The organism is Plantactinospora alkalitolerans (assembly GCF_015690345.1).
Classification (GTDB): domain Bacteria; phylum Actinomycetota; class Actinomycetes; order Mycobacteriales; family Micromonosporaceae; genus Plantactinospora; species Plantactinospora alkalitolerans.
Genome location: NZ_JADPUN010000036.1, coordinates 1 through 15,047 on the forward strand (window position 1 = coordinate 1; position 15,047 = coordinate 15,047).

At 69.3% G+C, this 15,047-nt stretch carries 8 protein-coding genes; 3 read left to right on the top strand and 5 right to left on the bottom strand.

Annotated elements, in window-relative coordinates; all coding sequences use genetic code 11:
* Positions 1 to 510: 510 nt before the first annotated feature.
* Positions 511 to 1,287, top strand: a complete 777-nt coding sequence (locus tag I0C86_RS01510) for a hypothetical protein (RefSeq protein WP_196199357.1) — start codon at positions 511 to 513, stop codon at positions 1,285 to 1,287.
* Positions 1,288 to 1,457: 170 nt separating this feature from the next.
* Here I0C86_RS01510 and I0C86_RS44815 read toward each other — a convergent pair whose 3' ends face one another.
* The gene (locus I0C86_RS44815) at positions 1,458 to 2,063 is read right to left on the bottom strand and encodes a GNAT family N-acetyltransferase (RefSeq protein ID WP_323373410.1); all 606 of its coding nucleotides are present in this window, start codon (positions 2,061 to 2,063) and stop codon (positions 1,458 to 1,460) included.
* Between the two features lie 296 nt (positions 2,064 to 2,359).
* On the opposite strand from I0C86_RS44815, the gene I0C86_RS01520 reads away from it, so the two are divergent.
* On the top strand, positions 2,360 to 2,473 hold the full coding sequence (locus I0C86_RS01520) for a DUF397 domain-containing protein (protein WP_196199358.1): 114 nt from the start codon (positions 2,360 to 2,362) through the stop codon (positions 2,471 to 2,473).
* Between the two features lie 73 nt (positions 2,474 to 2,546).
* Positions 2,547 to 4,760 (top strand): NACHT domain-containing protein, encoded by a 2,214-nt coding sequence (locus I0C86_RS01525; protein WP_196199359.1) that lies wholly within the window; start codon positions 2,547 to 2,549, stop codon positions 4,758 to 4,760.
* 280 nt (positions 4,761 to 5,040) lie between these two features.
* Here the strand turns inward: I0C86_RS01525 and I0C86_RS01530 are convergent, their stop codons facing one another.
* The 4 genes from I0C86_RS01530 to I0C86_RS01545 are packed head-to-tail and all read right to left on the bottom strand — an operon-like array spanning position 5,041 to position 15,001.
* Positions 5,041 to 7,164, bottom strand: coding sequence for a DEAD/DEAH box helicase (locus I0C86_RS01530; RefSeq protein WP_323373411.1), 2,124 nt, complete (start codon positions 7,162 to 7,164; stop codon positions 5,041 to 5,043).
* Positions 7,161 to 8,462, bottom strand: coding sequence for a BREX system ATP-binding protein BrxD (gene brxD / locus I0C86_RS01535; RefSeq protein ID WP_196199360.1), 1,302 nt, complete (start codon positions 8,460 to 8,462; stop codon positions 7,161 to 7,163). The genes I0C86_RS01530 and brxD overlap by 4 nt, the downstream gene beginning before the upstream one ends.
* Positions 8,459 to 11,242, bottom strand: a complete 2,784-nt coding sequence (gene pglZ / locus I0C86_RS01540; RefSeq protein WP_196199361.1) for a BREX-2 system phosphatase PglZ — start codon at positions 11,240 to 11,242, stop codon at positions 8,459 to 8,461. The genes brxD and pglZ overlap by 4 nt, the downstream gene beginning before the upstream one ends.
* Positions 11,243 to 11,245: 3 nt before the next feature.
* Positions 11,246 to 15,001, bottom strand: coding sequence for a phage resistance protein (locus I0C86_RS01545; RefSeq protein ID WP_196199362.1), 3,756 nt, complete (start codon positions 14,999 to 15,001; stop codon positions 11,246 to 11,248).
* Positions 15,002 to 15,047 lie beyond the last annotated feature (46 nt).

The following is a 15,047-nucleotide window of genomic DNA, read 5'->3' on the forward strand; positions in this document are numbered from 1 at the left end:
ATCATGTCGTCGATCTTCACGTACAGTGCGGTCAAGAGGGTGTCCAGGTCTTGCGTCACAACATGATCTTGGATGCCCTCTCCTCATGCCCGGACATCGACCCCAGACTTCGGAACTACTCGTCTAGACATCAGGCAGGGGATCCACCGATCACCGAGGGCACCCCCGCAGGACTAGCACCAAGACGCTGACCAGGATCGTCGCCAGGACGCCGAGATCGAAACCGAGGATGCTGCGGTCACGGCACTCCGGCCCGCCGGCCCGCGCTGCCGGCCATGACCACGGTCCCGACGCAACCAGTACAGCAGCCGGAGACCGTACGCGCGGTGCAGACTCGCTACAACCAGGACCGCCGTGCCCCACCATCGGTGCCGGCCCCGGGACGACCACATCCGCGAAGACGGCAAGAAGGACATGTCCCAACCCGGCGACGACGAGCCCCAAAGGACAGATTAGGATCCGGCGGCCTGGTCCCGGCGCCGAGGGCGCGGTAGCGGAAGGAGTACCTCGATGGGAACTCGCTGGCATGCCTCAAGGGCGCTGACGGCGGTCGTCGTCTCACTTGCCCTAGCCCTCAACGGCTGCGGGCTCTCGGGCAGGGCCGACGGGCGACCCATGCCCGTCGAGACCACCTCGAGGCAGCTCACCCCACTGGAGAAGCTGGCGGAGTCGGCGGCGCGGATGAACTTTACGACCATCGGGGTCTCGATGCGTGCGCCGGGAATGACTTCGGAGGCCAGGCTGGATCCGGTCGGACGGAAGGGCACCATGCGGATGGAACTGGACCAGAGCGACGGCGAGACCCTGGTGGTCGAGCTGATCCGGACGGAACAGGACCACTACATAAGGTTGTCTGGCCTGCCGGGACTGCCACGGAAGTGGATGCGGACGCCGGCTGAGGGCGTCACGAAGGATGGTGCGCTGGATTTCATGCCGGAGGACGACCCAAGCGGTGCCGTCACCCTGGTGAGGAGCATCGTTGACGCGAAACGGGACGGCGGGCACACCTTTCTCGGCACCATCGACCTGACCAGGTCGAGGCGTGTCGGCGGGCGGGCGCCTAACGAGTTCACCGAGCGGATGACCGCGGTTCCGTTCGAGGTCTTCACCGAACCTCAGGGCCGATGGAGCTGGATCGAGATCGACGTGCCGAGCGTCGTGCCGGAGCTGGCCATGGTCAGGTTCAGTTACCACAGTTGGGGAGAGCCGGTGACCGTCCAAGCGCCACAGCCCGGGGAGATCGACGACGCCCCACGGGCGCTTCTCGAGGACTTTGTCGAGGCATGACCTGGCCCGCTGCTGCCGGTCCTCGCCTTCCCCGTACGCCTGTCCGCCTTCGTCGCCGGAGTCAAGGCCGCCACCGTCGTCCGCTGACCGACCCGTTCTAACCGGCGCCGTCGGCCTCCGGCCAGGGGGCATCCGCCCTCGCCTTCGACCTCACCTGGACCGGTCGTGAATCAGGAGCGTGTCGCGCGGCTGTCGGCGGTCATGAGGCGGATGCTGAGTTGTGAGCCCAGTTCGCTGAAGCCGAGGGCTGGGGCCACTCGTCGTGACGCTTCGGGACGAGCCCGCCACTGGGGTAGCAGGTCGGCCTCCAGCGCGGCGACGGCTGCGGCGGCGACGACGCGTGCGAGCCCTCGTCCGCGTTCGGCTGGGGCTGTCAGCACGCTGAGGTGAGCCGTGTTGCCGGGCCAGGCGCGGTAGCCGGCTGCCGCGAGGATGTGCGATCCGCTACGCACCACGAACGCGGGTGATGTGATCTCCGCCAGGCCGGACTCGTCGGCGTCTTCGGTCGAAACCCGTGCGAGCAGCGTTCTCATGTCGGTGTGGTCGGCGGGGCTCGCCTGGACGGCACCGGGCTCGCCTGGACGAAAGCTGGCCGTGTCGCAGTAGGCCAGGGTCGCCGGGCCCAGAGTTTCGATTACCGGCAACCTGGCACATACGGCGCCGATGTCGGTCATGGCGGGGGCGGGGAGTCCGTTGAGAGCGTGCTGCACGATCTCGGCGACGCTGCGCTCAGGGGTGGTGGCGATAGCGGCGTTTCCCATGACGACGATGCTCACCCAGCCTGGCGGACACAGCAGCGACTGCGGGGAGACCGCCGCCTCGACGGCTGAGGCCGTGAAGGTGACCGGCGCCCCGGCCAGGGTGGCTTAGAGCCGCTGGACGCGTGCGAGGAGGGCATCGTCGGACACGGCTCACATGGTCGCAAGCAGGTGGCCGTGCACCACCGAGGATCCATCACGGATCTGGTCGTGGCCGCCGGTCACCCGGCAGTTCTGGAACACCCTGGGTGCCATCACGCCCGATGGTGGACAATCGACGCGCCCAACCACCAATGTCATTGGGGAGGTCCATCATGGTTGACCCGGCCGGCGCTCAGTGGCGTAAGAGCACTCGCAGCGGGAGCAACGGCGGCGACCGCGTCGAGGTCGCCACCACCCTGACCGGCGTCGTCACCGTCGTCCGCTGACCGAACCGCGCCAACCAATGTCATCGCGGCGGATCATCTGGACCACCGATAGACGACCGAGCGGGGAGTATGCGTGCCGTCACTTCGGATAGCTCGCTACGTGATCTGGCTGAGCATGTTGGCGGCGATCGCGACCAACGTTGTCTCCGGTGGCATCCCGCCCGGATACGAGTACGCCGCGCTTGCGATCCTGATCGTGACCGGCTTTGCCATGACGCGGCTGGAATCACGCAAGGCCGCAGCCGAGCAGACGCTCGACGACTGGGCGGACAGACTGGCGACGGCGGTAAAGAAGCAGTGGGCCAGGGAAGCCGAGCTTCGCCGGTTGGCAGCGCCTCCACTGCTGCCGGTGCGTTGGCAGTTGAGTACGCGTCGAGTGGCCAAGCGTTTGAAGTCGGTCGTCGGGACGCAGGGCTGGGAACGCTTCGCCCCGCTGCCCGGCCTTCCGCCGGCCACCCAGGAGACCCTGACGACGGGCGGCGGTTTGACCGAGTTGCACGCGGTCTACGGCGGGCTCGCCTCCGGGCGGCTCATCCTGACCGGAAACGCCGCGGCCGGAAAGACCTCGACGGCCGTCCTGCTCCTCCGCGAAGCGTTGAGGTATCGGGAGAGCGTCGGTGTCGGGCCCGAGCAGCGCCGGAGGATCCCTGTACCCGTCATGCTCGACCTGTCCGACTGGAATCCCAACGACGAAGACCCGACGCAGTGGATCGCGGGAAGACTGGCCCGTCAGTACACGATATTCCGTGGCCGGTCCGGCCGTACGCGAGCCGAAGATCTGCTGAGGGACGGGCGCCTCGCCGTCCTCCTCGACGGCCTGGATGAGGTCAAGAAGTCCCTGCGGCCGGTCATCCTATCGGCGCTGAGATCCGCGAACTTCCGGATCGTTCTCATCTCGCGTTCATACGAGACGTCCACGACGTTACAGAAGGCGCCCCAGGGCTCCACAGCGGTCATCGAGATCAAGGACGTCGACCCGTCGGACGCGGTGACCTACCTCCTGCACGACCGGCCGGAACCGGTCCCTGCGGCCTGGGCTGCCGTGGTGGCGAATCTCGACGGGGAACCAGCCGGGACGTTGGCGACCGCGCTGTCCAATCCGCTGTTCGTCAGCCTCGTCAACGAGGTTTACGACGACCCGGACGACGGCCGACGCGTCGACGAGCTACTCGACAGGGACCGCTTTCCCACCCCGCTGGCGATCCAGCGCCACCTCCTCGACCAGGTCACGCACTCGGCGTACGGGCATCGTCCGCGCCAGCCGCCGCCGCGATACTCGGTCCAGACGGCCGAACGGACGCTGCGGCTCCTTGCCGAACGGCTCGACCGGCAGGAGGACAAGTCGCTGGAGTGGTGGACGCTCCCATCATGGGTCGCGTTCCGCCGAACGGCCCTAGTGGCCGGGATCGCGGCCGGAGTGCTCCAGGCCAGCGCGGCCTTCTTCCTCCTGAAGTATGCGATGGAACCGGGCTGGGTCGTCTTCAACGCGATCGCGTCGGGTCTCGCCGCCTGCCTGTACCTGTCCTCGATGATCACGAAGTCCGGCGAGCACGGCGCCGTCGCCAGCGCTGGCTGGCGGGACATCTTCCCGCTGCGGGCGATACCCGTGGGACTCGCGGTGTGGTCCGCGTCCGGTCCACTGGCCGTGGCGGTCACGCGAGCGGGCGTACTGGGAGTTGATCCGCCGCCACCCTGGGTCCTGTACTCGGGAGCGTTGGCGCTGACCTTCGGCGCGATTCTCATTACCGGTCGTGGCTACGAGATGGTGTCGGGGACGATCATCGGCTTGGGTTCGGGGTCCTCGTTCGCACCACTGCGGGAAGGAAATGGCCCGGCGGAGATCGAGTCCCGGTCGCTCGGTCCGCGAGACGTGTGGCGGCACCACATCGGCCTACGACTTGTCCTCGGAATCATGGTGGGCCTCGCGGTGGGCCTCATAACGGGGGCGTCGGCCGGGTGGGTCGGCGGCGTTCGAGCTGGCCTGGGTACGGGCGCCTGCTTCGCCCTCCTAACCGCTCTCATGGCCGCACTGGCGAGGAACGTCGGAGTGGTCACCGCGTACGCCATGGTGGAACTCGCCCTCACCAGGGGAACGCCGCTGCGTCTGATGGCCTTCCTCGAAGACGCGCGGAGGAGGAACATCCTCCGGGCGGTCGGCCCCGTGTACCAGTTCCGCCACCATCTCCTCCTGGAGCACTTCGCCAGAGCTGGCAGAGGAACCTCGAAGTCGGGCAGGTTTGAGGTGTCGGCCGTACCGCCTTCCTCTGCCGGGCGCGGATCTGTCTGATCGAGACTTGTCGAACCCAAGGATCTAGGGCCACAGCACCCACCCGGACGAGATCAACGGTATCCAGCGAATCCATCCACGCTCACATTACGAAGAAGCCTGGAGCTGATCGGTACTACGATCACGCTGGACCGCTCCCCCGACATCATGATGGACGCGTCGAACCGCATTGGGTTCGGCGGGCCGCATCGATCCGTGTCCCGCGACCCACCGCGTCGGTCGCCGACCTTACGGGTTCCCGGTACACGACCGCAGTCTCAGCCGAGCGTGGCGACACTCGTCAGCCCCGCAGGTTGACGAACCTCGTCGGCTCGGTCAGGACCGTGCCGGCGCCCTTTATGTCGGCGGAACGGGCAGCGAGGGTGGCTACGGCGAGCCGCTTCGGCAGCGCCGCGCTGAATTTCAACCCGCTCACGGCTTTGTCGCTGACCTCGGGTAGGCAGAGTCGCTGCCCCGCGTCCGTGGTCAGCTCCCGCCACTGGCTCGGCATCAGGTCTTCTCGCAGCCGGATGCTGAAATCGTCGAATCGTGATGCGGGATCGACCACGTCGCTCAAGGTGGCGGTCAGGGTGGCGTTGGTCCGGAAGCCGGCCCAGGTCCACCAGTGCAGATCGCCATCCTTGTCACGCAGAATCACATTTCCGCCGGGGTGGACGAGTTCGCTCAGCTCCTCGCGTCGTGCGACAAGCCGGTCAACGGCGCGCCTCGTCAGCTTGACCGGTGGGTCCGCCCCGAGCAGTACCTCGCGGATGGCTCGGGTCAGTTCGAGTCCCAGGCCCGCCCAGCCCCGGTTGGGCCACCGGGCCCGCCCACCGCCGTCGGCCGGCTCGACGAAGCATCGGCGGCGGCGCCAGTCGATGTACGTCACCCGCCAGCTCCGGCCCGACAGCAGCAGCCGCCGGTCGCCGTGGACCTGTTCGGTCAGCAGACTCGGGTCGACCCGGCCCAGTTCAGCTCGTCCGTGTAGCACGGTGAACTCGGGCGACCCGGTGAAGACGGCGGTGAGTTCCATGAAGTGCCGGCGGCCGAACCGCTGCTCGGCCGCCGGCCCGATGAAGAGCATCCCGCCGTCACGGTCGAGATAGCCATGCTCGATCAGATGGCGGGCGATCGGCTCGGCTGCCGGTCCGAAGGGCTCCAGGCCGTTCCAGCACCGTGGCCACAGACGATCACCGACCCGGTGCTCCTGAAGGCAGACCGCGAGCAGTTGCTGCGCGACGATGTGCCGTGGCTCCGGCGGTGCGAGAACGGGCTCGACCCAGCTCCGGCTCCAGAGCAGCAGCAGTCCGGCGGCCGCCGCCAACGTGTCTGCGCTGCGGCAGAGGAAAAGAGTGTTTCGGGCGGCACCGGGTCGACGGCCGGTACGACCAAGCCGCTGCATGAACGACGAGACTGTGGCGGGTGTGTCGATCTGGATGACCCGATCGAGGTCGCCCACGTCAATCCCGAGTTCGAGAGTGCTGGTGGAGACGATGACGCAGTTGCGTGCCTCGGCGAACGCCTGCTCGGCACGGCGACGTTCGTCTACGGAGAGCGATGCGTGGGAGAGGAAGACCGTGACATCACGCTGGCGAAGCAGCAGCCCGAGTTCCTCGACCGTCTGACGGGATTCACAGAACACCAGGCGCTTCTCGCCCTGATGCAGGGTGGCGATCACGGTTGCCGCGTTGCTGAGCGACCCGACATAGTCGAGTTCGATCTCCGCGGACTGTGCAGCGGGCGCGCTCGCAGCGGGCGCCGACATCTCGGGCGCGACGACCTGCGCCGGGCGCACCCCAGCACCGGAGCCCTGCAGCCAGGTGAGGAGCTGCGCGGGATTACCGACGGTAGCGGACAGCCCGATCCGCTGCACCGGGCGCCCCACGACGTGGGTCAGCCGTTCCAGCACCGCCAGCAGATGCCACCCGCGATCGTCACCGGCGAACGCGTGCACCTCGTCGACCACCACCGTACGCAGCCCGGCGAAGAAGAGCCGGTGATCGACGTTGACGCTGACCAGCATCGACTCCAGGGACTCGGGGGTGGTGAGCAGTATGTCCGGCCGTTGCCACAGGACGCTCCGCCGGGCAGAGGTACTGACGTCGCCGTGCCAGAGCGCGACTCCGCGACCCACCCAGCCGGTGTATCGCCGAAGCCGGGGCTCGAGGTTGTTGAGGAGCGCCTTCAACGGACACACGTACAGCACGCTGGTGCCCGACCACCGTTCACTGGACATTCGGGATAGCAGTGGGAACGCTGCGGCCTCGGTCTTCCCGCCGGCGGTCGGCGCGAGTAGCAGCACGTCCTCGCCAGCCACGATCGGCCCGATGGCGTCCCGCTGTAACGGGCGCAGGTCCCGCCAACCCAGGTCGTTGACGATGTGGTGCAGTACGACCGGGTCGAGTGCGGAGGGTGGAACGCTCACATCGGCAGCTCGATGTCGTCGGCCGAGGCCGCGTTCCGCTCGACCTCGCTCAGCTCGTCGGTGCGCAGGGTCAACTCGTACTGCCGCCGTGGGTCCCAGTCGTCGAACTGGTCCACTCGGTCGAGCACGTCGGCGACGAGCTTCTTGAGGTAGATCCGGGGTGCGACGCCAACCTGGCCACCGAGCCGGCCGGTGACGGCGCGGGCGAGTTCGGCGAGGTACCCGTCGTCGATCTTCGCGTCCACCCGTGGACTGTGATAGATCTCCCGGACGCGTACGCCCAACTCGACCAGGGCCTCCTGACCGAAGCCGGGCAGCCGGAGCTGGATCGCCCGTGGGTTGTCCCATCGGGGATCGGCGTCGAAACCGGTGGCCAGCCGTTGGGCCAACGGGGCGAGCCGCTGTACGCCCTGGGGCCCGTCGAAGAAGGCGGGAGTGCCGGTGATCAGCAGGAACAGTCCGGGGAACCGGCCGGCGTAGATTTCGTCGACGAGTTGGCGCAGTGCGTTCAGCGCCTTGTCCCGGGCGTCCGAGCGGACCCGTTGCAGCGTCTCGACCTCGTCGAGGACCAGCAGCAGGCCGGGGTGGCCGCTGTCGCGCAGCACTGTCAGCAGTCCCTGGAGGAAGCTGAGCGCACCGAAGTGGTCGAGGTCCCCCTTCACCCCGGCGGCACGTCGGGCCTGTGCCGCGACATGCGGCTGACCGGCCAGCCAGGCGGCGAGACCATCGGCGGTGGCATGGTCACCCAGCGCGGTGGCGGTGCGATAGCCGCGCAGGGCGGCGGCGAACCCCGGCGTACTCCGGGAGATTTCGGCGAGCCGCCGCTCCAGCAGCTCCCCCACCGCCCGGTCCAGCCCGTCGGCGTCCTCCTCGGTCACCGTGCCCGCGCCGAGTACGTCCTCCTCCAGCGCGAAGATCCAGCCGTCCAGCACCGGCCGCAGTGCGCTGGGGGTGAACTGTTCGGTACTGAGCTGTTCGACGAGCCGGCGGTAGACCGTCTCCATCCGGTGCAGTGGAGTCTCCAGCTCGGAGATCTGCACCTCGGCGACGGCGAAGCCACGTCGCTTGGCCCGTTCGGCCAGCCAACGGGTGAAGAAGGTCTTGCCGGCGCCGTACTCACCCCGGATCGCCTTGAAGACACTGCCGTTGCCGGCCACCCGGTCGAGGTCGTCGTCGAGCGCGGTGGTGAACCGGTCGAGTCCCACGGCGAGGGCGTCGAGCCCGTTGACCGGTACCACGCCCCGGCGCAGGGCGTCGATGATGTCCCGACGGCGCCGACTGGACACCTCCGGGGTCACGACGACTCCAGCTGGAACTGCTCGGCGAGCAGCTTGACGTCGAGTTTCGCCGTGGTGCCGTCGGCGTCGAGGGTGAGTACCGGGTAGCCCTCCACCTGGAGCAGCCGACGCAGCGCGGTGAACGCGCCGGAGATCCGGTGGGCCGGGATGCCGGCGCGCACGGCGAGGGTGTCGAGGGTGACCCGACCACCTCCGATGATCAGCGCGGTGAGCAGGGCCGCCACCCGCTCGTCTGGCAGGGGCGCCCGGGTGCCTCGACGGGCGGCGTAGATCTCGCTGGCGAGCAGGGCCTCGACCAGTGCGGTGGTCCGGTCCCCCGGGCCGCTGTCCGGCGGAGCGGCAGTGGCGACGGTCTCGGTAGCAGCATCGACCTGCGCCGGTGCCGCTGTCGGAAGCAGTTCGAACAGACCCTCGTCCTGGGCCGCTTTGCGGGGTTTGCCGGCACCACGGCGCTTACCGGCGTTGGCTGGACCGGCCGCCGTTCCACCGTCCGCAGCGGCGGCGACGCCCGGCAACGGCTCGCGCCACCACTCCGGGCTCGGCACCGGCGCGGCGGCCCAGCCGGGCACGGCGTTGTCGTCCACCGCGCTGAACAGCAGCAGCGGGATGACCGCCTCGGCGGTGGAGGCGCCACCGTGGTAGCCGGCCTTGCGCGGCCCGTACCGCAGCTCCTCCCGCCAGGGCAGCACGACCTGGCCGTCGCCGAGCGCGACCCGGCTGCCGCTGAAGAGCAGCTCTCCGTCGCCCGGCGCCCCGACCGCCGGTCGCCAGCGGTTTTCGCTGGTCTCGGCGGAGACGAACACCGCGTCGGGGCCCCGGTCGACCACATGTCCGTGGTCGGAGACCAGGATCAGGATGCGGTCCTGGGCCAGGGCCAACAGGTTGCGCAGCGCGATGATGGTGTCGGTGCCCCACTCGATCGTGCCCGGGTCGCTGCGGTCGAGCGCGTCGTCGATGGTGTTGATGACCGCGGCGACCAGCGGTACGCCGGGATCGGCCAGCGCGTCGGCGACTTCCGGGTCGACGGCGGAACCGGCCGCGGCCCGCAGCGCGGCCTTGTGTAGCAGCCTGCCGGTCGGGTAGCGCGCATCGAAGGCTCGCCGCTCGGCCGTCTGGTCACCGACGGCGATCCGACCAGCCAGCAGGCTGCACCGGCTGACCTCGGTTACCGTCGGCAGCGCCGCGAGCACCCCGGTACGTTCTCCCCCGCCGGGGGTGAGTTCCAGCCAGTTGCCGAGCCGGGTGATCGAGTCGGCCAGCTCGGTCGCCGCCGCCGTACTCATCCCGTCCATGACGAGCAGCAGCACCCGCTTGCCGTGTTCGAGGATCGGCTGGACCACCCGGTCGAGGACATCCTCGACCCGCAGCAGCCGGCCCGGTTCGGCCTCCGCGCCCGTCACGGCCTGCAACGCGGTGGCGAACTGCTGGTCGTGTCGGGCCCGGCGGGCGTCGACCGCACGGTGCACCAACCGGTACGCCTGCGCCACCTGCTGGTCGGCGTCCCCGGCGAAGATGTCGAGCCGGGCCCGGTCCACCCAGGCGTCCTCGCGGACCTGCCGATGCAGCGCGTCGTACAGGGTCGCCGGGGCCGGACCGTCGACGGCGGTGAGCCAGCGCAGCAGGCGTACGGCCATCCGGGCGGTTTCGACGCGAGGGCTGTCTGCCGCCCGGTGCGACTCCACCTCGGCGAGTGCCTGCTGGACCCGCCCCACCTCGGCGGACGAGACGGTGCCGGTGGTCAGCGCGGTCCCCGGGGGCAGGGCGAGCCGGACGGCGGCGGCGAATGCCCGCATCCGCTGGGTGAAGCCGGTGGGCAGCAGGGCGGAGGCGGCCAGCCGGTCGGTGACGTCGATCTCGGCCGCGATCGCCTCGGCGCGGTGCAGCATGCGGCGCGCTTCGAGTTGGGTTTCCTGGTCGGAGTCGAGGGCCCGATAGGTCCAGGCTTCGGCCGCGTCGAGGAATGCCGACGCCTGGGTCGCGGTGAGCCTGATGCCGCCGAAGCGGGGTTCAAGCCGGGTACGGGCGACCGCCACCTCCACGTCCGGCGCGGTTTCCGCCCGGCGGGGCCAGAGCACCCCGGCCAGCAGTCCGAGCGGGATCGCGTCGACCCCCTGCCCCGCCCGGACGGCGGCCATCACCGGCACGGTGGCCGGCCCGGCAACCTCGGTGAGAAAGTCGGTGATCCCGTCGGCCCAGCCGGACTGCATCTCCAGGAATCGGAGCTGGGCGGGCGCGTTGGTGCTCCACTGCAACAGGCCGGCGCTGTCCAGCTCGTCCGGTGCCAGCCCGAGCAGTTCGGCGGCGAGGCAGCGCAGCGCGTACGCCCGGGTGAGGATGGTGCCGGGCGGGGGCGGCCAGCCGTCCGCCGGGGCGAGGTCGCTGAGTGCGTCGGCGACCCACCGGCCGGTCCGGATCAGCGTCGTGTCGAGGTGCACCCGACCGCCGAAGGTCTGCTTGACCAGATCCCACGCGTCGACGCTGCGGGTCTTGTGTGCGCTCAGGTGGGCGAGCAGGCCGTCGCCGAGTTCGGCGTCGGTCAGCTCGGTGAGCAGGACCAACCGTTCGGTCTCGGCCCGGTCCCGAAGCGCGGCCCGGGCGGCGATCGGAGTGGGGCAGGGCACCACCCGCACGGTCGTGCCGGCAACGATGAGCAGCGACTTTTCGGACCATTCGGGACGGGCCTGCAACGCGATGGCGACGGCGTCGTCCTGCTCGTCGAGCCAGGCTTCGACCTTGCGGCGTACGGCCGCCGGCCGGACCGCCGGACGGGGGGTGGTCATCGGTCAGCTCACCTCGGGATCCTGCTGCGCGGGCTGAACCTGCCAGGTGACGACGACCTGCCGGCCGGCCTTCACCTCGGCCTCGATCTGCCCGGCCACCGTCCGCCACTGCTCCTCGCTGGCCACCAGCTCCCGATGCGGGTCCGGGTCGGTGGGATCGACCGGCGGCAGTTTCGGCGTGGTTCCGCCCGGTGCTACCGGCGGAACGATGGGTGGCTCGACCGGCGGATGCACCGGCGGAAGTGGATCGACGATCGGGGGTTTCGGTGTCTGTTCGGCCAACAGGGCGGCGGCGTCGGCGACCGCCCGGCGGAGGGCGTCGGCCAGATCCATGGCGTGCTGCTCGTGGTTGGCCGCGATGCGCAGTTGCTCGATGATGACCCGGGCCCGATCGTCGTCGACGGCCCGCCGTACGATCGCGGCCAGCATCGGCCACTGGGTGCCGGCGAGTGCCCGGATCAACGAGTCGGCCTTCTTGAACACCTCGCTCGCGCCGAGCGGCTCGACCTCGCCGAGATCGGCGCGGGCGACCAGTCCGACCAGCACCACGTCGTCGGTCTCGGCGGCCACGTTCTCCAGCAACCTCGCCACCCGGCGGGCGGTCGACAGCCGACCGGTCGCCGCGCCGGGATCGAGCCCGAGCAGGTCGGCGTGACCGGTCAGTTCGTTGACGAGTTGGGTGGCCGATCCGACGTACTGCTTGGCCACCTGGCGCAGGTCGGCGGCGAGTGGGCCGAGGTTGGTCGGGCTGCGCCAGATCGGTAGCACTGTGCCGAAGAAAGGCTGGCCGAACTGCACCGCCTTGCGCCAGTCATCCTCCGACGGCATCGGCGGCTCGCGGAGGGTGAAGCGGTCCTCGACACCGCCGATCCCGGCGACGCTGACCTTGTCATCGTCGTGGTACCAGCCGAGCTGCTGTTGCAACGCGAACACCGCGATGATCAGATTTTGCAGGTCGCGGTCGAAGCCACGCTTCTTCGGCTGGTCCAGCAGCTCCCGGAGCAGGCTCACCGGGAAGTGCTTCCGATAGTCGTGCTTCGCCGCCTCCTGGAGCAGGTGGCGGCTCCAGAAACAGGTGCCGATCTCCAGCACGTACCGGTGGTCGATCATCTCGCCGAGTTGCAGGTTGTTGCAGATCCGGCGCAGGATCCGCTGGTCGGCGGGGGTGCTCACCGCGACGCCGTTGGTCGGGTCGGCGGCGGCCAGCCGGGCATAGTCGAGGACCTTGGTCAGTTCGGCCCGGGTGAGCGGCTTCTCGTCCACCGGCAGCGTCGGGGTGCCGGGGTAGCTCCACTCCAGCAGCTCCCCGGTGAGGTTATGGAAGGCGTCGGCCAGGGTGCCACCACGGGGATCGCCGATTCGCAGCCCGTCGGCCAGGGTGTGCAGCACTCCGACCGAATCCTCCTGGACGTCCGACGCCTGGGGATTCGCGGCCCCGTACGCCTGCTTCAGCGCGGTGAGGATGCCATCGCGGAGTTGGCTCTGCCGCTGCTGGAGGTAGACCTTGCCCTGCTGCCGATCGCTCTGCGGCCAGTCTGCGGCCAGGGTGTTGAGCCGGTCGCCGTTGCCGCCGGTACCGAGCAAATAGTTGATCTTCGCGAGTTGGGCGACCCGGGCCATCATGTCGTCGGTGAAATACAACGGCAGCCAGAAGACCGTGTTGGAACCCCGGGGCAGGGTGTCGATCCGGGCCCGGTCGTCGCTGCGTGGGTAGTCGCGGGGGTCGAACGGGTAGTCGATGACGATCCGCCAACCCTCGCCTGCGGAGACCAGCGCGGCGATCGGCATGCTGTCGGGGTCGCGTACGTTGCCGAACTTAACCTGCACGTAGTGCCGCCGGCCGCGCCACTCCCGGGGTTGCAGCAGTTCCCCGTGCGCGCCCTCAGCCCCGGCGAGCCCCAGCTCGGCACTGATCAGCTCCCGCAGCAACTGCTGGCGTACGCCGGCCGAGGTCTCCCCGTTGGGCACCAGGTCGAGCAGCTTGTCGAAGTCGACGGTGTGCAGTTTGAGCGTGACCACCGGATCGCGGTCGTCGGTGAGGTGCAGCTCCCCCGCGTCCTGCTCGATCTTCTTCAGCCGGTTGAGTACGACGGTGTTCTCGTAGCCGGGGATCGGCGCGGTGATCGAGCCGAAGTTGAGCGCGTGCAGCTTTGCCGCGGTGAGGTTGTGCAGGGCCGGCACCTCGGGCACCAGCGCGCCGAGCAGCAACGTCTTGATCAGCTTGTCGTCGAGCTGGAACTGGCTGGAGGTGGCGGCCCGCTCCTCGGTGATGCCGTTCAGGGTGAGCAGGATCGGCCGCAGCTTGGTCTGGTAGAGCGTCCGGGCGGCGGTGAACATCTGCTTCAGCTTGGGCCGGTCGGGCAGTTCGCCGCGCAGCACCAGCGGGTCGAACAGGGCAGCGACCCCGATCAGGTCGTTGACCCGCAGGATGTCCCGCCGGTCGACCAGCAACTCGGTCATCACCTTGAGCGCGGTACGTTCCCGCTGCAACGCCTGGGAGAGCGCGACCAGGGTCGCCACCAGGGCCGGTGAGAACGGGTAGAGCTGGCGGAACGCGGTGGCGTCCGAGCCGATGCCGGCGTCGCCGTACTGGGCGCCGAGCAGCAGGGTGTCCCACACCTCGCGGTTGTGCCGGACCGCGCCGAAAGCGTTGTCGAGCACCGCTCGGGCGGCGTCGTCGTTCGGCTTGAGCAGCCGCTTCTCGGTGATCTCCGGCAGGTTGGTGTCGGCGAGCACGATCTCGCCGAGCCGGCCCTGGACGCTGCGCATGACGTGCGCGAGGGCCTCACGCTCGGTGCCGCCGACCTGGGGTCCGAGGAACTCCTCCAGGTTGCGCTGCCGGGCGATGAACGAGATCAGCGGCAGTGGGCGGGCGGCGTCGGCCGACTCGACCAGCTTGTTGAGCTTGGCACCCTCGGTGTTGACGAAGGTGTGGTCACTGATCTTGGTGGAGAGCCAGAGGATCAGTTCGTCGAGGAAGAACACCAGCGCGTCGTACCCGAGGGCCTTGGCGTGCCGGGTGATCACGGCGAGGCCGGTGTCCAGGTCGAGGTATTCGGCGCTGTGCACGGAGCCGGTGAAGAACGTGGTGGTGAGCGCGCTGACCAGCGCGTCCCGGTCCTTGGTGCCGGGCGGCTCGGCCGCCGCCTCGGCGTACCGCTCGGGGGTCCAGCCCTCGCGTTGCGCGCGCAACGCCGAAAGGTTGAGGCCGCCGGTGCCGGGGGTGGTGCCGCCGTCGCGCAGCGCGGCGAAGAACTGCTCGTCACCCATCCCCCGCCGGATCGCGGCGGCGTCGTCGAGCAGGCCGTCCGACCGGTGTACGGGCGGCAGCGGCGCCTCCGGGTGGGCGACGCTGACCTGCCGCAGGTAGCCCTCCAGGATGGCCTGCTCGACCGAGCGCGCGTCGAGCATGTGGCAGGTCAGGCTGAAGAACTTCCGGCCGGGCAGCCACGATTCGGCGGCGACGATCGGCTCGGCCAGTCCATGAATCTGCCGGGCGCCCGGGTTGTGCTCCAGGATCTCCCGGAGCACCGCCATGAAGTGCGACTTTCCGGAGCCGAACGAGCCGTGCAGGAACATCGCCTGGGATCTGCCGGTGGTGACCGCGTGCCCGATCCGGCGCATCGCGTCGGTGAAGTTCTCCCGAAGCTGGTCGGTGACGACATAGCGGTGCAGGTCGGCCCCCTCGGCCGCCTTGACCACGAAGTCGCCGTCACCGACCGAGGTCGGAATATCGATCAGGTCACGCAGCAGGGTCACGCGGTCCTCCAAGACTCCCCAGGGCGACGGCAAGGTTACCGAGCAA